Raw genomic sequence first — 20,298 nt, forward strand, 5'->3', positions numbered from 1 at the left:
TCTTTGTTTACATTATTTTCGTAGAATCCATAAATCTGTTAATGGTATTCTGTATGTTTTCAATAATTGTGCAGAAGACTTTCTTGCATTATACTGTTCTTCCACAGTCTTTATTTTATTCAAAGCTTCTTGTTCCGAGTCATACGTTCCGATAATAACATAATATATACCGGAAGTGTTTTTTACTACGATTAAAGACTCTTTCGCCCCTAACGTTTTTTTTAGGTGCTCTGATCCGTTATATTTATTCGTTAGTGAAGCTATTACTACACTATATTTTTTAAGCTTTGCTTTATCTTCTTTATTTAAGTAAGATAATTCTTCCGTTTTGAGTATTTTCTTGTCTGTATCGAGTAAGTGCGCAAAAAAAACTGAGCTTTCAGGTTCTCCAACCGATGTCTCGCTTGTTTGTCCTGCTTGCGATTGAGAATTAGCGGGTGATGTTATTGGTACTACAACAGAGGTCTTTTTCGGACAATCAGGACATTGATCGATAAGAGCCTGTCTGCGTTTTGCAGCTTCCAGATATACATCTCCATTTGCATACTCCGAATCATCATGATTTACTTTATAATGTTCATAGGTAGCTTTTACCTGAGCCATATAAGCCGATTCAGCCGTATAGTTTATTGATTCGCTACTGCTTTTCGTTTCTTTACCCGAAGTATTTTTGCTTTCTTCGATTAAGAAGCTTTCTCCTTTCATCTGATTGTTTGCCTCCCGATAAAATTTAGCAATAGATTTTTCCTGTGATCCACAAGAGGATACAAACATAATAATTGATAGTAGTAAAGTTGTGTAGATTATCTTCATTCTTAGATGTTTGTTTAGTAAAACGATATCGATATTACTATGCAAAGATATAAAAAAAGACGTTTAATTAATACACTAAAAGTTAAAAGTAAAGGTGTTTAGATGGCATTTGCTTTAGCTATGGACATAAAAAAAGGAGAGCAGTTAGGCTCTCCTTTTATGTTCGTTTAATATTCTCGCTGTAATATCCACCAATCGTTGAATGGAATTCCGTATTTGCTTTTTAGAGCAGATACATCTCCCATTGCATGGTATTTTTCGAGGATTTCATTCTTTTTAGCTACAGCTTGTTCCTTTGAGTCGTAACTTGCTATAATTACACGGTACATTCCCTGATCGTTGCGAACCAATATTATATTGTAACCGTCGTTTCCAAATCTTTCTTTCAAAGATTCAGCTCCCGGTTTCATTGCCATTGCAGCAACAACTACACTGTAAGCTTTCAACCCATTAGCATCACTTTCGTATACCGGGGTAACTTTTTCTTTTCTAACGGTTTCGCTACTGTAGCTAGGAGTCGTAGTCGCTGGTTTCGAAACAGGAGTTGAAGATACTGAGTTCTCTTCCATTTCTCTTTCTTTCGCAGCTTCATATACCGACTTATATGCACTTTGTTTAGGTTTACAAGACCCAAATGCAATAAGGAAAGCCAGAGCTAATCCAATTCCAATTAATTTTTTATTCATATCCTTTATTTTAATATGTTAGATTTAGCATTTGACGCAAAAATAATACATTACCATTTAGTATAACGCTTTTTTGTGGCAAATAGTATGATTTTCACTTTAATTAATAAATTCAAAACCAGTATATGGCACCAATACTTTCGGTATGCGAATACCTGCATCGGTCTGATTGTTTTCTAACAATGCTGCAACAATGCGGGGTAAAGCTAATGCGCTGCCGTTCAGAGTATGAGCCAGCTGTATCTTTTTGTCTGCATCCCGATAGCGACATTTCAGACGGTTTGCCTGATAGCTTTCGAAATTGGATACCGAGCTTACTTCGAGCCAACGTTTTTGTGCTGCCGAGAATACCTCAAAGTCAAATGTAAGGGCAGAAGTGAAACTCATATCCCCTCCACATAGACGAAGTATGCGCCAAGGCAATTCAAGCTCATCAACGAGTGACTGAACATGCGCAACCATTTCCTTCAAAGAGTCGTAAGAGTGCTCAGGTTTGTCGATACGAACAATTTCAACTTTGTCGAACTGGTGTAAACGATTCAATCCACGAACATCTTTCCCGTACGAACCTGCTTCGCGACGGAAACAAGCAGAATATGCCGTATTCATAATCGGCAGGTCTTTTTCTTCGAGAATAACGTCCCGATATATATTTGTTACAGGAACTTCGGCTGTAGGTATCAGATACAAATCATCCAACGTAGCATGATACATTTGTCCTTCCTTATCCGGCAACTGACCTGTACCATAACCCGAAGCAGCATTTACTACATAAGGTGGCTGTACTTCCAGATATCCGGATTCACGAGCTTTGTCAAGGAAATAGTTTATTAATGCACGTTGTAAGCGTGCTCCTTTCCCTTTATATACCGGAAATCCCGCTCCTGTAATCTTTACGCCAAGTTCGAAATCGATAAGATCATATTTTTTAGCCAAGTCCCAATGTGGAAGCGCATCTTCTCCCAGTTCAGGTATGATACCTCCGGTTTTTTCAACAACATTGTCTTCGGCTACTCTTCCTTCAGGTACTTCGTCCGATGGAAGGTTAGGGATAAGAACAAGCAATTCTTGCAGATCTTGTTCTGCTTGGCGAAGTGTATCTTCGAGAACTTTACTTTGTCCTTTTATTTCAGCTACCCTGTTTTTTGCAATCTCAGCTTCGGCCTTATTGCCTTCTTTCATTAGTTGTCCTATGTGTTTCGATAGATTATTGGATTCTGACAAACAAGAATCTAAAGAGGTTTGTGTTCTCTTTCTTGTCTGGTCTATTTCCAATACCTTTTCGATTATTTCTTTTCCATCGAAATGTTTTTTAGCCAGCTTTTTAATCACTAGCTCAGGATTCTCACTAATTGTTTTCAGCGTCAACATAAGTCTGATTTTTGTTTATGTTGCAAAGTTATAAATATTTTAAGAAAATGTTATTTATATACCTATACAAGTTTTATTTGTTTTAGGAAGTAACAAAAGACGATAACGACCTTTATAAAAAAGAGACAGGCCGAAATCGACTTGTCTCTCTGTTTTGACGATTATCAACAATCTTATTTTATTTCAGAGTTTTGGTCTTTGCCGGCTTTCCAAACTCGATATTTAATCTCATAACCTTTCGGAGCATATACCACTATAGGTAGTTTGCTATTGTATCTAACAATCAGAGATTGACTTGATACAAATCTGTTTTCGTTCGGCTTATTACATGCCATCATTGTAGAGGCTGTTTTTCCATCCGATGTGAATTCGTAATAAGTATATCCCCATCCCTGTAAATCTTTCTCTTCCAATTTACCCATCAGGGTATGCACATTGCAATCCACGCTCATTACTTTTCCGGGAACTATTTCTATCTTGAATTTAGATTCATCCGACTTTTTGCTTAGATAAATCACATGTCTCACCATTCCTTCTTTTGCTGCCGGATAGGGTTCTAGTATTTTGGCTCTTTCTTGTTTGCTTTGTGCATTTGCTACCGAAGCAAAAGATAAGCACAGACTCATCATAAGCAGTGTTAATGCTGCGAGTGTAGTTCGTTTCATCATGTTATTGTTTTAATTGTTTATATTTAATTTGTTTCTAATATTGTTTTGCAATTATTATGACTAAGTAAAAAGATAAAGGTTTAAGATACTTGTTTGGTGTTAAATCTTTACTTTTATATTCGAATATAACAAGTGCTTGTAGTAAAGGTTCATATTCGATTCTTTTGTTTGCAAGTTTTTATCTTTCGTTTGTCGGGAAATAGAATTCGTTCATCGATTATTACTTGTTTATATATGCCGGTCGGATTAATTTTACATCATAACATTAAATAAGTTTATTATGAGACGAAATTTAGAAGATAGACATTTTTTTAAAAGAGCTAGAAGAGATAAATCAAATAAAGACGGTATCGGTTTTGCCGTTTTGCTAATTCTAGTCGGAGGCTTTTTCTTATTCTTTAATATGGGAATTCTTCCCGATGTATTAAGACCAATATTTATATCGTGGCAGATGTTATTGATCGGAATTGGGGTATGGTCTCTTGTTGTAAAACGAAAACTAGGGCAGGGACTTTTGGCAATTGGTTTTGGATTATTTTTTATCTATCCCAAATTGAGTTCTGCATTTCCCACTATTTTCATTGATCTTGATATCGATTTCAGAACATACTGGCCAATAATACCGATAACAGTGGGTACTGTTTTAGTATTAAACTGGTTGAGATCTTCTGATAATAAAAAAGGTGAGCGATGGAATAAAGTCTATAATGCAGAGACTGATGAGTGGCACGAGTCTGCTCAGGCAATACATAATAAATCCGATTTTTTCGAAAAGAATATGATTTTCGGAGGCTCTGAGCAGATCATATTATCTCAAAACTTTAAAGGAGGAGAAGCAAATGTAATTTTCGGGGAGTTGATCTTAGATTTGCGTAAGGCTCAGTTGGGTGAAAATATAGCATACTTAGAGTTGAATGCGATATTTGGCAGCTTGGTTGTATATATCCCGTCAGAATGGACATTAAAGGTGGATAGTTCTACTGTTTTAGGTGCTTTCCAAGACCGACGTTTGTATAAAGACGAATCTTTGGAGAATGAAAATGGCGCACGGGTTATAATGGAGGCAAATAGTATATTTGGCAATATAGAAATCCGAAATTAAACAGATAGCCGTTAGGATGAAGAGTCGCTTGATAATCATAATGTACATTTTTATAGCATTGCTGACTACTGCTATTATATATGGCTGTATGAAGCCTTTGGCGATGGTTCCCTTGCCTGTATTGTGGGCTGACGCTTGTGTCTCGGGGATTGTTTTGTCTATACTTTTATTTTTATTGTATGAGATTGTAAAATATACTCGCTTTGCTACTTTGCCTTTTAAGCAACAGGTTGTTAATTATACGGCATTGGCTATATTATTTGTGTTTTTCTGGTTGGGAGCAGATCTTTTGGCTCTGTATACACTTTTCCCTCAAGAGGAATGGATTGGCTTGTTGCCGATCTCTACAACTCGGATTGTTTTAAGCTTGCTGGTATATGTGTCTGCAATACTTTTTTACAATAATATATATAAGTCTAATGTACAGAGTTCAGATGAAAATACGGATGAGTTTCCTATTGCAGAAGATGATAATATAGAGAATCACGTGACAGAAGAAATAAAACCAAATGAAGAATTGGAGCGTGTCGCTGTAAAAAATGGGCAAAGAATAGAGGTAATCCCTGTCTCCAATATAATTTATATACAGGCAGAGGGAGATTATGTAATGATATACTCGGATAAAGGTAAATTTCTCAAAGAGCAAACGATGAAGTCTTTCGAAAGCCTCTTGCCTTCTACTAAATTTGTGCGTGTACATCGCTCCAGTATCGTGAATGTCGATTTTATAGCGCAAATAGAATTGTATAATAAACAAAGTCAATTGCTAAAGCTCAAAGATGGTTCACAGGTGAGGATTAGTATGAATGGGTATAGGCTCTTAAAGCAAACGCTCGGTTTGTAAGGTTAAGAGTTTCAATTTTAATGAAAGTAATCTCCGCTTCTTTTTTTACCACAGAGTAAAAAGAGTAAAGCGGAGTTTTTGATCATAAAACAAAACCCCAAACAAAAATCATAAAGGACTGTATTTTTTGTCTCTAAGTTCCTATCTTTGCACCACGAAAATGCATCTTACGGGAACTAAATATAAAATAACTTACTATATATGACCAAGAAATACAACAGAACCCTTGTTACATCGGCCCTTCCTTATGCCAATGGTCCTGTACATATCGGACATCTTGCCGGAGTTTATATTCCTGCCGATATTTACGTGCGCTACCTTAGGCTTAAAGGTGAAGATGTAATACATATAGGTGGTTCTGATGAGCATGGTGTACCTATCACCATCCGAGCAAAGAAAGAGGGAGTTACACCTCAGGATATTGTTGATAAGTATCATGGAATTATCAAGAAATCTTTTGAAGATTTCGGAATAGCTTTCGATATTTATTCCCGTACAAGCTCTGATATTCATAAAAAGACAGCTTCTGACTTTTTCCTTACGTTGCATAATAAGGGAGCGTTTGAAGAAAAAACAAGTGAACAATATTATGATGCGGAAGCTCAGATGTTTCTCGCCGACCGTTATATTATGGGCGAATGCCCTCACTGTGGCAATCCGAATGCTTACGGAGACCAGTGTGAGTCGTGCGGAACATCGCTTAGTCCTACCGATCTGAAAAATCCTCGCTCTACAATATCAGGTTCTACTCCTGTGATGCGTGAAACGAAACACTGGTATCTTCCTCTTGACAAGCACGAGTCGTGGCTTCGTCAGTGGATACTCGAAGATCATAAAGAGTGGAAATCGAATGTTTACGGACAGTGTAAGTCATGGCTGGATATGGGGTTACAACCTCGTGCCGTAAGCCGAGACCTCGATTGGGGTGTGCCTATTCCACTGCCCGATGCAAAAGGAAAAGTGCTTTATGTGTGGTTCGATGCTCCTATCGGATATATTTCTAATACAATAGAATTGCTGCCGGATAGCTGGGAGAAATGGTGGAAATCGGAAGATACGAAATTGGTACACTTTATCGGGAAAGATAATATTGTTTTCCACTGTATTGTTTTCCCTGCCATGTTGAAGGCTGAGGGTTCTTTCATTTTACCTGAAAATGTTCCGGCAAATGAATTCCTGAATCTGGAGGGAGATAAAATATCTACTTCACGAAACTGGGCTGTGTGGTTGCACGAATATCTCGAAGATTTTCCGGGACAACAAGATATACTTCGTTATGTACTCACGGCTAATGCTCCCGAAACGAAGGATAATGACTTTATGTGGAAAGATTTTCAGGCTCGCAACAACAATGAGCTTGTTGCTATTTTGGGGAACTTTATCAATCGTGCATTAGTACTTACCCAAAAATATTTTGATAATAAAGTTCCGCAGTTGAATGAACTGACAGACTATGATAAGGAAACCCTTAAAGAGTTTGCAGATGTAAAGGCTGTAGTCGAATCTTATCTCGATACATACCGTTTCCGCGATGCGCTTAAAGAAGCCATGAACCTGGCACGTATCGGTAACAAATATCTGGCAGATACAGAGCCTTGGAAAGTCGTTAAAACGGATATGGCACGTGTAGAAACAATATTGAATATATCTCTACAGATTACTGCCAATCTCGCAATTGCTTTCGAGCCGTTCTTGCCATTCAGCGTAAAAAAGATACGTCGGTTTATTAATGTTGATAACCTGACATGGGATCAACTAGGACGCATTGATCTGCTGCCTGTAGGACATCCGTTGAATCAGTCAGAATTGCTGTTCTCTAAAATAGAAGATGAAACGATAGAAAAACAAATCCAGAAACTTTTGGATACTAAAAAAGCAAATCAACAGGCCGTGGAAGTAAAAATTGCTCCGCAGAAACCAAACGTTGCTTTTGATGATTTTTCGAAGCTCGATCTTCGTGTAGGAAAAGTTTTGGAGTGTGTAAAAGTACCTAAAGCTGATAAATTGTTGCAATTCTTAATTGATGATGGCATGGGTAAACGTACCATTATTTCGGGAATAGCAGCTTGGTACAAGCCTGAAGAGTTAGTAGGTAAACAGGTGTGTTTTATTGCAAATCTCGAACCACGGAAACTAAAAGGGATAGAGTCGCAAGGAATGATTCTTTCTGTAGAAGATGGGGGCGGTAATTTATCGCTTATCACACCTTCTAAAGATGTAGAACCGGGTTGTCAGATAGGATAAAGAATAATATATTTTTCTATAAGCCGATATTCCTTAAGAGGTTTATCGGCTTTTTTATTTATAAAAAAATAGTTTTCTTGTAATAAAATTCAAGTAACTTCTACTATATAGTAAAAGGACAATAATGATATGGATGATCTGAGAGAGAACTTTCTACAAATGCTTGAAAAATATCAATCCATTCTGCATAAGGTGAGTCTTATCTACTTTAGGCATGAAGATGAACGGAAAGATAATTTTCAGGAAATTGTTTATCAGATGTGGAAGGCATACGCATCTTTACGAAATAGAGAGAATGTTGTATCGTGGATATACTCAATATCTATCAATACTTCTATATCACGCATTAGAAAAGATTCCCGGATGCAGTACCGCGAAGAATTGCCCGATGAGGCTTATGTTGATATGGCTAAGCAATGGGCTGTAGATGAAGATATGAGTATGCTGTTGACAGCTATTTATGATTTGAATGATATCGACAAATCTATCATACTACTTTATTTGGAGGAGAAAAGCTATGAAGAAATCTCAGAAATCATAGGGATCAGTAAATCCAATGTCGGCACTAGGATAAACCGAGCAAAAAATGTTTTGAAGGACAACTTAATTAAGATGGGTTATGAAAAGGGATAATTTACAAGATATATGGCACAAAGGAAGCTCTAATATAGAGGCTCAGTCTGCTGAAGACCTCAAAAAGCTGCTAGAAAAGAAGGTTGTCAAAGTGATGAGAAGACATTCTTTTATCGATTATATTTCCATATCGGTAGGAATTACACTTTTTGTGTTACTGGTATATGCCGGAATAAAAAGAGCGGATGATACCTATTATCTAATAAACAATATAGTGCTATGCTTTGTAGTTGCTGTCTTTGTTGTATCGGGCATCCGATCGCACTATAAGATAAATTATAATACGATGAGTCTTCCTCTCAGAGATTGGTTGAGGTATCGGATAAATGAGATATCCAAATCGCAAAAGATGTATCCGGTTCGTTACTTTTTTGCGATCTTGATGATTTTACCATGCTATCTGTCTTTTTTCGTATATTCAATAAACAGATCTTTTCTTGATGTTGTTACGAATCAAGAGTTCTTTCCTGCTTTTCTTATTGTATTTATTAGTGGTTCTTTCTCTTCTTTATTGGCTATGAGGAATATAAGTCTATATAAAAAGAAAATATTGAAGAGTCTTAAAAAAATGTATGATCAACTTTGCGAACAAGATTGATGTCTGTTATTTTGTAAGTAAATAAGGGTGGATTCTATTTTCTTTTTGATGTTTTTATTTTATATTTGTAGTGTAGTGCTGTTTAGTTTGTCAAATAGTTAGTTAACCTTGCTTTATTTCCTTTTCTATAAATAATCTTTTAACCAAAAATCTACGAATATGGCATTCTCAAAGAAACCATGGGCAGAGCCCTATCGCATCAAAGTAGTAGAACCCCTGAAAACCACAACAAGGGAGCATCGTTTGAAATGTATGAAAGAAGCCGGATGGAATACTTTTTTACTCCATGCCGATGATGTCTATATCGATTTGTTGACGGATAGCGGAACGAATGCGATGAGTGATATGCAATGGTCGAGAATGATGATCGGAGATGAGGCCTATGCCGGTAGTCGTAGTTTTTACTATTTGGAAGAAGTTTGTAAAAAGTATTACGGTTACAAATATATTCTGCCTACTCATCAAGGTCGTGGAGCTGAAAACTTACTAAGCAAATGTATGATTACTCCTGGACAGTATGTAGCAGGTAATATGTATTTTACGACTACACGTCAGCATCAGGAGATCGCGGGAGGAACATTTGTGGATGTGATTATCGATGAGGCGCACAAAAGTCAGTCCACACATCCTTTTAAGGGAAACATAGACCTCGAAAAATATGAGAGGCTGATTAACGAAAAAGGCGCAAAAAATATAGCCTATATCACTGTTGGTGCTCCTGTAAATATGGCAGGAGGGCAGCCTGTAAGTATGGCGAACATGAAGGCCGTATCGGAACTGTCTCACAAGCATCGCATTAAGGTTGTATTGGATGCTACACGCAATATAGAGAATGCGTATTTTATCCAACAGCGCGAAGAGGGGTACAAAAATCGCAGTGTAGAGGATATAAATCGTGAATTTTGCTCCTATAGCGACGCTGCGACAGTCAGTGCCAAAAAAGACCTGTATGTAAATATCGGAGGATTGGTTATGTGTAACGATCCCGATCTTTACGATGATTTACGAAGCCTGATCGTTGTATACGAAGGAATGCCAACATACGGAGGTCTTGCCGGAAGAGATATGGAAGCGATGGCTCAGGGGTTGATCGAAGCTGTACAGGATGATATGATAGCCTCACGTGTTCGTCAGGTCGAATATTTCGGTAATCTGTTGCATGAAGCAGGTATCCCGATTGTGTTGCCTATCGGCGGGCACGGTGTATTTATTGATGCGAAGAAATTTTACTCACATATACCTCAAGATCAATTTCCTGCGCAGAAACTGGCTGCGGATATTTATGTAGAATCAGGAGTGAGAGGTATGGAGCGGGGAATTGTATCGGCAGGAAGAAATAAACAGACAGGAGATCACTATTATCCGGAGCTGGAATTAGTAAGATTGACTGTTCCTCGTCGTGTATATACACAGGCTCATTTCGATGTAGCAGCTTGGAGTATAATAGAGATGTTTAAAGATCGGGATAAAGCCCGGGGCTTGAGGATGGTGTACGAGCCTAAATTCCTTCGTTTCTTCCAAGGGCGATTTGAGGAATTATAATAAACAGATTTTGATCTTAAGCTATATAAACAAAAGGAGCAGTTTTTACTGCTCCTTCTGTTTGATAAAGAATGAATTTATCCTTTTATTTAAATACTACGACTCTGCTTTCTAGCGGTTGGAATTCCTTTGGTCCTGCTTCGCTTGTTGGTGTGCCAAACGGCATTTGAGCTATCAGTTTCCATTTAGGGCTGATGTTGAATGCTTTTGCTACTTCTTCATCAATTATCGGATTGTAATGTTGCAGTGATGCGCCTAGTCCTGCTTCTTCGAGCATTGTCCAGATTGCAAACTGGTGCATTGCCGATGTGTGCTGAGACCACACTGGGAAGTTTTCGCTGTATGCCGGGAATGCATCTTGCAAACCTTTTACAACGTCTGTATCTTCATAGAAAAGAATTGTTCCATGACCTGCAGCAAACGCACCGTCTATCTTAGCTTCTGTAGCCGGAAAAGCTTCAGGTGAAACAAGCTTCTTCAATACTGATTTTACGATATCCCACAGTTTTTTGTGATTGTCATTCAACAGGAGAACTACTCTTGTTGATTGCGAGTTGAATGATGATGGAACATGCAAAACTGCGAAATCTATAATTTCTTTTATCTGATCATCTGAAATAGGGCTCTTGTCATTGATAGCGTAATATGTTCTACGACCTTCTATTGCTTCTTTAAGATTCTTTTTCATTGTTTACTTTATTTAATTAGTGTCTAAATACTATAGTTAGCTTTGTTACTCTAACGTCAAAGTTAAAGCAAATGTTTTGATGAATTGTATAAAAATAATAATAGTTATCTCTTCAAATATCTATATATCTAAGTATTTCGTACATTTGTTGCTGAATTCTTAACAAATGGTATAATGCATTTTTCGGGAGTAATATTTGATTTTAACGGAACATTATTTTGGGATACTAAGCTGCATAATAAAGCATGGGATATATTTCTGACTAAACATGGTTTGTTTTTATCCGATGAGGACAAGTTTAAGAAGATGCATGGTAAAAACAATAAAGATTTGTTTATTGAATTATTTAATAAGCCCTTGTCTGACGTTGAGATTCAAAAATATGTGCTTGAGAAAGAAGGACTGTATCAGGACTTATGTTTGCAAACAGATATGCAATTAGCTCCCGGCGCTTCTGATTTCCTGGATTTCCTGAAAGATAAAAAGATACCATTTACCATCGCCACTGCCTCAGGGAAAGAGAATCTCGATTTTTATTTCGAGCATCTTCCTCTTACACGATGGTTCGAATACGATAAGGTTGTTTATAACAACGGAAAGATAAAAGGAAAACCCGATCCTCAGATATATCAGAATGCTTTGGCTATTATCGGCAAACAACCTGAGGATGTCATTATATTCGAAGATGCTGTAGCCGGATTGCAATCTGCACGAAATGCAAAAGCCGGAAAAATAATTGTCGTAAACTCAAATGATGACGATTATACAGACTGGTCGGATTGCCAAATAATTAAAAATTTTGACGAAGTAGATAGAACGCAATTTGTATTATAAAGAAAATGGAGAGCTCTATAAAGAAAGTTTATACTGTAATTTGTCCTGTCTGCGGAAGTCGTGGAATTGACCCTTTTCTATCCTGTAAAGATTATCTTACAACACAGGAAGTCTTTGAAATCAATAAATGTAATGGATGTGGTTTTGCTTTTACTCAGGATTTTCCTGTCGAAAATGAAATCGGAAAATATTACGAAGCACCTGAATATATTTCACACTCGGATACAAACCGGGGGATAATAAACAGTCTGTACCATCTGGCTCGCAAGATAGCATTGAAGTCGAAGTCGAAGCTGGTTACCAAGTATGCGGGCAGTAAAAAAGGGATGTTGCTTGATATAGGTTCAGGAACCGGTTACTTTCTAAATCGGATGAAAGAACTGAAATGGATTGTAACAGGTATCGAGAAATCGGCATCGGCCAGAAAGTATGCAAAACAAAAATTCGGCATAGATTGTCAGGACTCCGAATATCTTTACGAGATTCCGTGCCAGACAAAAGATGTGATTACGATGTGGCATGTGCTGGAGCATCTCGAACATCTGAACAGTGTACTGGACTATCTCCAAAAAATATTGAAAGATGACGGTACTCTCGTTATAGCCTTGCCCAATAAAGAATCGTTTGATGCAAGATACTATAAAGAATATTGGGCTGCCTACGATGTGCCCCGCCACCTATGGCATTTCTCTTCTTCCGATTTTCAGCGCATAGCAAACAGGCATCAGTTCGAAATTATAGAAATCAAGCCGATGTATTTCGATGCTTTCTATATATCTATGCTGAGTGAGAAAAATATGGGACATTCGTTTGCCAGTTTGCGAGGGTTGATTCGGGGTGGAGTTTATTTCTTACGTACCTTGAGGAATAAAAATGGCAGTAGTTCGTTGATTTATATATTAAAGAAGAAAATAACAAACACAAAATAAGATGATAAAAAAAGAGCAGTCTTTGGTGAAGATGTTGTTGCCACATATTATTGCAGTGGTTGCATTTTTATTTATAACAATGGCATATTTTAGCCCTATGTTGCAAGGTAAAGTGTTGTCGCAGCACGATGTAACACAATATCAGGGTTCAGCAAAGGAAATTAGTGACTATTACTATAATGAGGGTAAGACTTCGGCATGGACAGGCTCGATGTTCTCCGGTATGCCTGCGTATCAGATAGGTGTGCATGGAGGCAGTCCAAATTTTCTTGACTATCTCGAGGCTCCTGTAAAAGCATTGGGTAACACCACGGCAGGACCTGTTTTTGCAGGTATGCTGATGGCCTATATCTTATTTTGCTTGATGGGATTCAGTCCGGCAGTTGCTATATTGGGGGCTGTTGCATATTCGCTGTCATCTTACAATATTGTTATACTCAACGCCGGGCACGTGACTAAAGCATGGGCGCTGGCATATATGCCGCTGATAGTGGCAGGCTTTATGTCGTTGTTTAAGAATAAAATCCTGCTTGGTAGTGTGTTAGTCGGTTTGGGGCTGGCATTACAAATAAAAAGTAATCACTTGCAGGTAACTTATTATACCGGTTTACTCAGTGTTATACTCTTCATTACATATGCGGTTGAGGTGCTCTCAAAAAAGAATTATAAGTCATTCCTTATGTCGTGCGGCGCCATGATTATCGCTGTGGCTTTGGCTGTATTGGCTAATCTGGGGAATATATACGGTAATATGGAAATGGCACGAGAAAGTACCCGTGGAAAGTCTGAACTGACTTCGCCGAAGTCCGAGTCAGAAAAGCAATCGACAGGACTTGACAAAGATTATGCTTTTGGGTGGAGTTATGGTAAAGCCGAAACATTCACATTCCTTGTTCCTAATCTTTACGGGGGAGAATCGAAACCTTATGATAAAGATGCTCAGAGTATAAAAGTATTGACACAGAAGGTGCAATCGGGAGAAATTCCTGCCGAATTTGCCAATCAGGTGTCACGCATTCCTCAGTATTGGGGCGACCAGCCTTTTACTCAGGGGACTGTATATCTCGGAGCAATCGTTTGTTTCTTGTTCCTGTTGGGTATGATTATTATAAGAAGCAATGTAAAATGGGGGTTGCTCGTGGCTACTATCTTTTTCATATTGCTGGCTTGGGGTAAAAATCTGGAATGGTTCAACGATTGGTTTTTCTATCACTTCCCGCTCTATAGTAAATTCAGGGCGGTGTCTACAGCTTTGGTAGTGCCTGCACTCACTATTGTTATGGTTGCCGTGTGGGGAATAAAAGAATTCTTCTCGGGAGAAATAGATAAAAAGAAACTAAAAAAAGCACTTTATATATCGTTAGGCGTAGTTGGTGGTCTTTGTCTTATCCTTTGGATAGCGCCGGGAGCATTCTTCAATTTCACTTCGGGTGCAGATGCACAATGGAAAGCACAGGTTCCTGAATGGTATTATAATGCATTGCTGACCGATCGTCAAGACCTGATGTCGTCCGATGCTTTACGCTCTTTGGTATTTGTTTTATTGGGCGCAGCAATTTTGTATTTCTCTCTTCGGACGAAGGTTGATACAAAGAAAATGACAATATATGGTTCGCTGGGACTTGCCGTTTTAGTCTTGATTGATTTGTGGGGAATTGATAAACGCTATTTGAATGAGAATAATTTTGTGGCTAAAAGTACCTACAAAACAGAAACGTTTTCTCCGTCGGTAGCCGATCAGGCTATCTTGAAAGATCAGCATCCTTCCTACAGGGTTTTGAATCTGAATAATCCGTTTGCCGAAACAACGACTTCTTATTATCATAAATCTATTGGAGGCTATCATGCAGCCAAGCTGAAACGTTATCAGGAATTGATCGATAATCGTCTGGATGGTGAAGTTAATCAGATCATCGGTACATTCAGTTCACAAAATATAGATACAATCATGGCATCGTTTAATAAAACGAAAGCACTGAATATGTTGAATGCAAAATACGTAATATATCATCCTGAGCAACCGCCATTGGTAAATCCGAATGCAATGGGCAACGCTTGGTTTGTAAATGAATACAAGTTGGTAAATAATGCTGACGAAGAAATAGCTGCAATCAATACTTTAGATCCGCACACAACAGCCGTTGTAGATAAGCGTTTCGAAAGCGAATTGTCGGGATTAAAAATTACCCCCGACTCTACAGCTACAATAGAATTGGTATCATATAAGCCGGATGTGTTGACTTACAAAACCAAAGCTGTCTCAGAGCAACTAGCCGTACTTTCCGAGATTTATTTCTCGAATGGTTGGCAGGCTTATGTTGATGGAAAGGAAGTTCCTCACTTCCGTGCTGATTGGACATTGCGGGCAATGCGTGTTCCGGCAGGAGAACATGAAATTGTTTTTAAGTTCGAGCCTCAGGGATATTATAACAGCCGCCATGTGGCAACAGCCTCTTCGGCAGTACTTGTTTTGTTGTTGATCGGCATAATTATAAGACCTTTTGTTTTGAAGAGAAAGGAAAAATAAAATGAAGCTATCTGTTATTTTCTGTACATACAATAGGGAGAAATATCTGTACAATGCGTTGAAAAGTATTTCGCAGCAGAATATTCCATATCACGACTATGAAATAGTTATGGTGAATAATAACAGTACAGATTCTACAGAAAGTATTTGTAAGCAGTTTCGATACGATTATCCGGGAGTTAATTTCCGATATTTTCTTGAAACGCAACAGGGACTTTCGTATGCACGCAACAGAGGTGTGCAGGAGAGTAGGGGCGATATCCTTGTTTTTGTAGATGATGATGCTACTGCATTCGAATCGTATCTTTCGTCTATAAAATCATTCTTTGAATCTCACCCCACCGTATCGGCATGTGGCGGACCTATAGTGCCTGTATATGAGGTGGAGAAACCGAAGTGGTTGTCTCATTATACCGAACAGCTTATTGGTGGAGCCCTGTACGAAGGTGATAAGATAAAACCTTTCAGCAACGGTAAATATCCCGGAGGAGGAAATTCTGCATTCAGAAAAGAAGTATTTGATAAATATGGACTGTTTAATGTAGAATTGGGACGCAAGGGAACAGGGCTGATCGGTGCTGAAGAGAAAGACCTTTATGACAGGCTGACAAGAGGTGGTGAGAAATTTTATTACCTCCCACAAATGGGTATTCATCATTATATACCCGAAAAGAAACTTACAGAATCTCACTTCAGGGAACTAACTTATTCTATCGGAAAAAGCGAACGTATTCGTACTAAATCGATATCTCCGAATGCCTACCAAAACAGAATCTTTGCTGAATGTAAAAAATGGGCGGGCTCTATTGTCTTGTTTTTTACTTATATGTTGAGGCTCTCTCCCGACAAGGGCTGGAAGCTGATACAATTCAGATGGTATGTAAGTAAAGGGCTGCTGGGGAAGTAGATTTTTCTGTATAGACCTCATATATAATAAAATAATTGTACTTTTATCTATTAAAGAGGATGATGCATGGCAAAAAAGGTAACAAATAAAAGTACTCTGAAAAGTGTCACTTTTGTCACCTTTTGCTTGTAATGTATTGTTCTGTAGGTTTTTCGTTTTATGTGACGTTGTCACTTTTTGGTGATTAAAATATGAAAAAGAAGACTAATAGTAATTTATTGAAAGTTGTTGCCGCTATTGTGGTTGTTATCGTATTACTCTTTTTGTTTAGAGGAAACATTTACCGCATGGCTGTAAAATATGAAGATGGCGGAAGCCGTAAGTCTTATGATATAAAAGAAGGTGATTTGGCAACATTCATCAATCAGAGTCTACCCAATGATGAGGCATTAGATGCTACTATAAGTATTGAGCAGATTATCGACTTATCTCAGGAGATAACTACAAAAGTATTGGACTTTTCTTCTGATGCTCAGGAGAGTGATCCGCAGAAGCTTTTTGTTGCCACAGAGGCTAATTATACCGGTTATGCTGCCTTTACATCTGCCGTAGGTACTTACCTTATCAAGAGGTTTGGAATGGATAAGGAGTGGGAGGCTAAGCCGAAGAAAGGCAAGCTGTACCTCTTTGGAAACAATATGTACAAGAATGCGCAGAACGGATGGTTTAAAGATCATGACTTTGTTATGTTCAGAAATAAGAATACAAAAGAGGAAATCTACGTTGACCCTACTGTGGATGAATATCTTGGGCTGAAGCGAGTTGATAGATACCAAAAGTAAAATGTTGGCAAACAAAGATATCTCCCTGCAAATAAAAGATTATGCATATAGTCTGGGTTTTGATGCTTGCGGGATTTGTAAGGCTGAGCCGATAGAGGTCGAGGAACAACAGCATTTTAAAGACTGGCTTAGTCATTCATATCATGCAGATATGGATTATATGGCTAGGAATACAGAGAAACGATGCAACCCTACTTTATTGGTTGAAGGTTCCTGTTCGGTAATCAGTGTCGCATTAAACTATTATCCCGAAACAAAGCAACCGCAAGAAAACCCTCAATTTGCTTATTACGCCTATGGCAAAGACTATCACGATGTGGTGAAGAGTAAGTTGCAAATGCTGCTAGATTACATTAAGAGCTTAGAGCCGGCGGCCGAAGGACGGGCTTTTGTTGATACAGCTCCAATCTTAGAGCGTTATTGGGCAGCCAAAGCCGGGTTGGGATTTATCGGAAAAAATTCATTGCTGATCATCCCGAAGAAGGGTTCTTATTTCTTTCTGGGCGAATTGATCATCAATCTTGAGCTGACATACGACACTCCATTGAATTTATCGTGTGGAAACTGTACTCGCTGCTTGGATGCATGCCCTACATCGGCTATAGTAAAGCCTAGAGTGGTGAATGCGAGTAAGTGTATTTCGTATCAGACGATCGAAAATCGTGGCGAGATTGATGAACAAGTGATTCCGAAGATGAATAATCGTTTTTATGGTTGTGATATTTGCCAGCAAGTTTGTCCTTGGAACAGATATTCACGACCGCATCAGACGGCAGAGTTTAACCCCTCTCAGTCTTTTTTAGACTTGTCTTTTGACCGCCTTGATAATCTGTCGGTTGAAGACTACCAGAAGATATTTAAGGGTTCGGCGGTGAAGCGTGCTAAATTTACAGGGTTGAAAAGAAATCTGGAAGCACTGAGGCAGAATTTGAAATAATATTAAGTCGTTGATAACGTTTTATAAGAAGATGAAAAAGATAAAATATATAGTGTTGATAGTTGTGTTAGTGTTTGTAACTTTCTCTTGCGGAAGTGATGAAAGTTTGAATACTATTCCTATTGAACCCGTAAGATTTGAAGTCAACTTAATAAAATCTCCGGACAAGAATCTGCGAACACCCGGGAATATTGTGACATTTACTCAGCCAAGGCTGGCAACGGATATGATTGGATACTCAGGGCTGCTTATTGTTTGTAGTGCTGTACCTATAACTAGCAGTGTCTATCAATTGTATGCATACGATCTTTGTTGCCCTTACGAAAAACAACGACCGATAAAAGTTGTGCCACAGAGTGATGGGACTGTAAAGTGCTCTCATTGCGGTAGTGTCTTTGAGATATTTAATGGTGTAGGAAATGTAAAGTCGGGACCGGCTAAAGATAATCTTCAGACTTACTATGCTCGATTTTCTAATACAGGAGATGGAATTTTTCAAATTACACGTAGAAATTAATCCTGATAAACTTTGTAGAAAGGAAAACATTTTTTACATTTGCACTCGCTAAACGGAAAAGGCTTCCAAAATGTTGGAATTATAGCCTTGAATATAGCAGTAATTGCGAAAGTAGCTCAGTTGGTAGAGCACGACCTTGCCAAGGTCGGGGTCGCGGGTTCGAATCCCGTCTTTCGCTCATAGGCTGCTCGGATGGTGGAATGGTAGACACGCAAGACTTAAAATCTTGTGACCATTACGGTTGTGCGGGTTCAAGTCCCGCTCCGAGTACTGAGGGCTCCTATTAATCGATTGATTAATAGGGGTCTTTTTTTTATTGGGGGTCTTAAAGGTGTACTTAGATGTTTTGTTGTTTTTGAGATCTAGATTATTAATTATGAAGGAGAAAATAATTAAATATTTATTCCTAGTTTTAGGCATGCTTTTTATTCTAGTTAGTATTATTTCTATTGTTATGACAGATAATCTTTCAAGGTCATCTTTCAATTTTATATCCATCTAAATATTATCTACTTAAATGCGAATTTAACATTTTTGTCTTGTCCGTATGGTTAAATTCAAAATATTCACTTTCTTTGAGTACAATAATAATTTATGATATGGCTCGAAAAAGGAAAAACACCAATTTACCATCTTTTGATGAATTGATTATACCAACTGTAAAAGCTCTTGTTGAATTAGGTGGCTCAGGATCTATTGAGGAAATTAATAATAAGGTTTATGAAATAGCAAACCTATCTGATGATGTTTTGCAGGTTTCTCATGGAGAAGATGGAAGAAGTGAAGTTGATTATAGGCTTGCATGGAGTAGACATATCTGAAAAAATTCGGATTAATAGAGAATTCTGCTCGTGGAGTATGGGCTTTATCAAAATCAGATATAGATATAAAGAATCTCAATTATACTGAAATTGTTAGAAAAGTAAGAGAGCAAGAAAAATCAATATCTAAAGATATACAAAATCAAGAAGTAGAACAAGAGGTCACATTAGAGGTTAATAGTTCTGAAAGATGGAAAGATAAATTATTAACAGTTCTATATAATATTACTCCATCTGCATTTGAGCGACTTACTCAAAGATTACTTCGTGAAAGTGGATTTGTTCAAGTGGAAGTGACGGGAAAATCAGGAGATGGAGGCATTGATGGGAAAGGTATTATGAGAATGAGTGGTTTACTAAGTTTTCATGTTATTTTCCAATGTAAAAGATATAAAGGATCTGTTTCTCCAAGTCAGATAAGGGATTTCAGAGGTGCAATGCAAGGGCGTGCAGACAAAGGACTTTTTATTACGACCGGACATTTTACAAGAGAAGCTATCAAAGAAGCCACAAGAGATGGAGCTCCTCCAATTGATTTAATTGATGGCGAGTTTCTTTGTGATAAGTTGAAGGAGTTAAAATTAGGCGTAGATATTCAGCTCATTGAAGCTGTTGAGATAAAAGAAGAATGGTTTTTGAAAATCTAATATCAAAAAAAATCAATAAACTATAAGTTTCTATTAGTTCTTCTTTTCGTAAGCCGAGATACCTTATTGTTGTACGAAATCACTATGGTTAAAAAGTCCTGATAATTTCACTAATGCTAACTCAGTGTTAGAACCTGTATTGTACTAAATCTGACAAGCAAAGCTTTTATATATAAATGTGAATTATTAGTATTCACTTAAGTTCTTT

Annotated in this window: 20 protein-coding genes and 2 tRNA genes; 17 read left to right on the forward strand and 5 right to left on the reverse strand. The window is 37.9% G+C overall.

What is annotated here, in order from left to right; all coding sequences use genetic code 11:
- Positions 1-12: 12 nt before the first annotated feature.
- From E4T88_RS17935 to eco, 4 genes are all read right to left on the reverse strand, one after another.
- On the reverse strand, positions 13-813 hold the full coding sequence (locus E4T88_RS17935) for a hypothetical protein (protein ID WP_228093659.1): 801 nt from the start codon (positions 811-813) through the stop codon (positions 13-15).
- Positions 814-980: 167 nt separating this feature from the next.
- Positions 981-1,499, reverse strand: coding sequence for an SPOR domain-containing protein (locus E4T88_RS01475; RefSeq protein WP_135103720.1), 519 nt, complete (start codon positions 1,497-1,499; stop codon positions 981-983).
- 99 nt (positions 1,500-1,598) lie between these two features.
- The gene (gene serS, locus E4T88_RS01480) at positions 1,599-2,870 is read right to left on the reverse strand and encodes a serine--tRNA ligase (protein ID WP_135103721.1); all 1,272 of its coding nucleotides are present in this window, start codon (positions 2,868-2,870) and stop codon (positions 1,599-1,601) included.
- A 173-nt stretch (positions 2,871-3,043) separates the two neighbouring features.
- Positions 3,044-3,538, reverse strand: a complete 495-nt coding sequence (eco, locus tag E4T88_RS01485) for a serine protease inhibitor ecotin (RefSeq protein ID WP_228093661.1) — start codon at positions 3,536-3,538, stop codon at positions 3,044-3,046.
- Between the two features lie 280 nt (positions 3,539-3,818).
- On the opposite strand from eco, the gene E4T88_RS01490 reads away from it, so the two are divergent.
- The 6 genes from E4T88_RS01490 to E4T88_RS01515 all read left to right on the forward strand — a co-directional run bounded on the left by E4T88_RS01490 (position 3,819) and on the right by E4T88_RS01515 (position 10,501).
- Positions 3,819-4,640 carry a LiaF transmembrane domain-containing protein gene (locus E4T88_RS01490; RefSeq protein ID WP_135103722.1) on the forward strand — a complete coding sequence of 274 codons (822 nt, stop codon included), beginning with the start codon at positions 3,819-3,821 and terminating at the stop codon, positions 4,638-4,640.
- 40 nt (positions 4,641-4,680) lie between these two features.
- Positions 4,681-5,484 (forward strand): LytR/AlgR family response regulator transcription factor, encoded by an 804-nt coding sequence (locus E4T88_RS01495; RefSeq protein ID WP_228093663.1) that lies wholly within the window; start codon positions 4,681-4,683, stop codon positions 5,482-5,484.
- A 201-nt stretch (positions 5,485-5,685) separates the two neighbouring features.
- On the forward strand, positions 5,686-7,728 hold the full coding sequence (gene metG, locus E4T88_RS01500) for a methionine--tRNA ligase (RefSeq protein WP_135103724.1): 2,043 nt from the start codon (positions 5,686-5,688) through the stop codon (positions 7,726-7,728).
- Between the two features lie 129 nt (positions 7,729-7,857).
- Positions 7,858-8,361: an RNA polymerase sigma factor gene (locus E4T88_RS01505; protein ID WP_135103725.1), complete on the forward strand. Its 504-nt coding sequence runs from the start codon at positions 7,858-7,860 to the stop codon at positions 8,359-8,361.
- Entirely contained in the window at positions 8,348-8,959 is a 612-nt protein-coding gene (locus E4T88_RS01510) for a hypothetical protein (RefSeq protein WP_135103726.1), read from the forward strand. Before E4T88_RS01505 ends, E4T88_RS01510 begins: the two co-directional genes overlap by 14 nt.
- Before the next feature lie 159 nt (positions 8,960-9,118).
- Positions 9,119-10,501 carry a tyrosine phenol-lyase gene (locus E4T88_RS01515; protein ID WP_135103727.1) on the forward strand — a complete coding sequence of 461 codons (1,383 nt, stop codon included), beginning with the start codon at positions 9,119-9,121 and terminating at the stop codon, positions 10,499-10,501.
- 85 nt (positions 10,502-10,586) lie between these two features.
- On the opposite strand, the gene E4T88_RS01520 is transcribed toward E4T88_RS01515, so the two are convergent.
- Positions 10,587-11,189, reverse strand: coding sequence for a nitroreductase family protein (locus tag E4T88_RS01520; protein WP_135103728.1), 603 nt, complete (start codon positions 11,187-11,189; stop codon positions 10,587-10,589).
- 174 nt (positions 11,190-11,363) lie between these two features.
- On the opposite strand from E4T88_RS01520, the gene E4T88_RS01525 reads away from it, so the two are divergent.
- The 11 genes from E4T88_RS01525 to E4T88_RS18215 all read left to right on the forward strand — a co-directional run bounded on the left by E4T88_RS01525 (position 11,364) and on the right by E4T88_RS18215 (position 20,090).
- Positions 11,364-12,023: an HAD family hydrolase gene (locus tag E4T88_RS01525; RefSeq protein WP_135103729.1), complete on the forward strand. Its 660-nt coding sequence runs from the start codon at positions 11,364-11,366 to the stop codon at positions 12,021-12,023.
- 5 nt (positions 12,024-12,028) lie between these two features.
- Positions 12,029-12,952: a class I SAM-dependent methyltransferase gene (locus tag E4T88_RS01530; protein WP_135103730.1), complete on the forward strand. Its 924-nt coding sequence runs from the start codon at positions 12,029-12,031 to the stop codon at positions 12,950-12,952.
- Between the two features lies 1 nt (position 12,953).
- Positions 12,954-15,479: a YfhO family protein gene (locus tag E4T88_RS01535; RefSeq protein ID WP_135103731.1), complete on the forward strand. Its 2,526-nt coding sequence runs from the start codon at positions 12,954-12,956 to the stop codon at positions 15,477-15,479.
- Position 15,480: 1 nt separating this feature from the next.
- Complete coding sequence (locus tag E4T88_RS01540; protein WP_135103732.1) at positions 15,481-16,386, forward strand: glycosyltransferase; 906 nt, start codon at positions 15,481-15,483, stop codon at positions 16,384-16,386.
- Between the two features lie 191 nt (positions 16,387-16,577).
- Positions 16,578-17,168, forward strand: coding sequence for a hypothetical protein (locus tag E4T88_RS01545; RefSeq protein ID WP_135103733.1), 591 nt, complete (start codon positions 16,578-16,580; stop codon positions 17,166-17,168).
- Between the two features lies 1 nt (position 17,169).
- Positions 17,170-18,105 (forward strand): tRNA epoxyqueuosine(34) reductase QueG, encoded by a 936-nt coding sequence (queG, locus tag E4T88_RS01550; RefSeq protein WP_135103734.1) that lies wholly within the window; start codon positions 17,170-17,172, stop codon positions 18,103-18,105.
- A gap of 31 nt (positions 18,106-18,136) precedes the next feature.
- The gene (locus E4T88_RS01555; RefSeq protein ID WP_135103735.1) at positions 18,137-18,622 is read left to right on the forward strand and encodes a Rieske (2Fe-2S) protein; all 486 of its coding nucleotides are present in this window, start codon (positions 18,137-18,139) and stop codon (positions 18,620-18,622) included.
- A 105-nt stretch (positions 18,623-18,727) separates the two neighbouring features.
- A tRNA-Gly gene (locus E4T88_RS01560) sits at positions 18,728-18,800 on the forward strand.
- Positions 18,801-18,808: 8 nt separating this feature from the next.
- Positions 18,809-18,892 (forward strand) — tRNA-Leu (locus tag E4T88_RS01565).
- A 329-nt stretch (positions 18,893-19,221) separates the two neighbouring features.
- The gene (locus E4T88_RS18210) at positions 19,222-19,443 is read left to right on the forward strand and encodes a winged helix-turn-helix domain-containing protein (RefSeq protein WP_228093665.1); all 222 of its coding nucleotides are present in this window, start codon (positions 19,222-19,224) and stop codon (positions 19,441-19,443) included.
- A 224-nt stretch (positions 19,444-19,667) separates the two neighbouring features.
- Complete coding sequence (locus E4T88_RS18215; RefSeq protein ID WP_260393672.1) at positions 19,668-20,090, forward strand: restriction endonuclease; 423 nt, start codon at positions 19,668-19,670, stop codon at positions 20,088-20,090.
- Positions 20,091-20,298 lie beyond the last annotated feature (208 nt).

This window comes from Dysgonomonas mossii, from assembly GCF_004569505.1.
Taxonomy (GTDB): Bacteria; Bacteroidota; Bacteroidia; order Bacteroidales; family Dysgonomonadaceae; genus Dysgonomonas.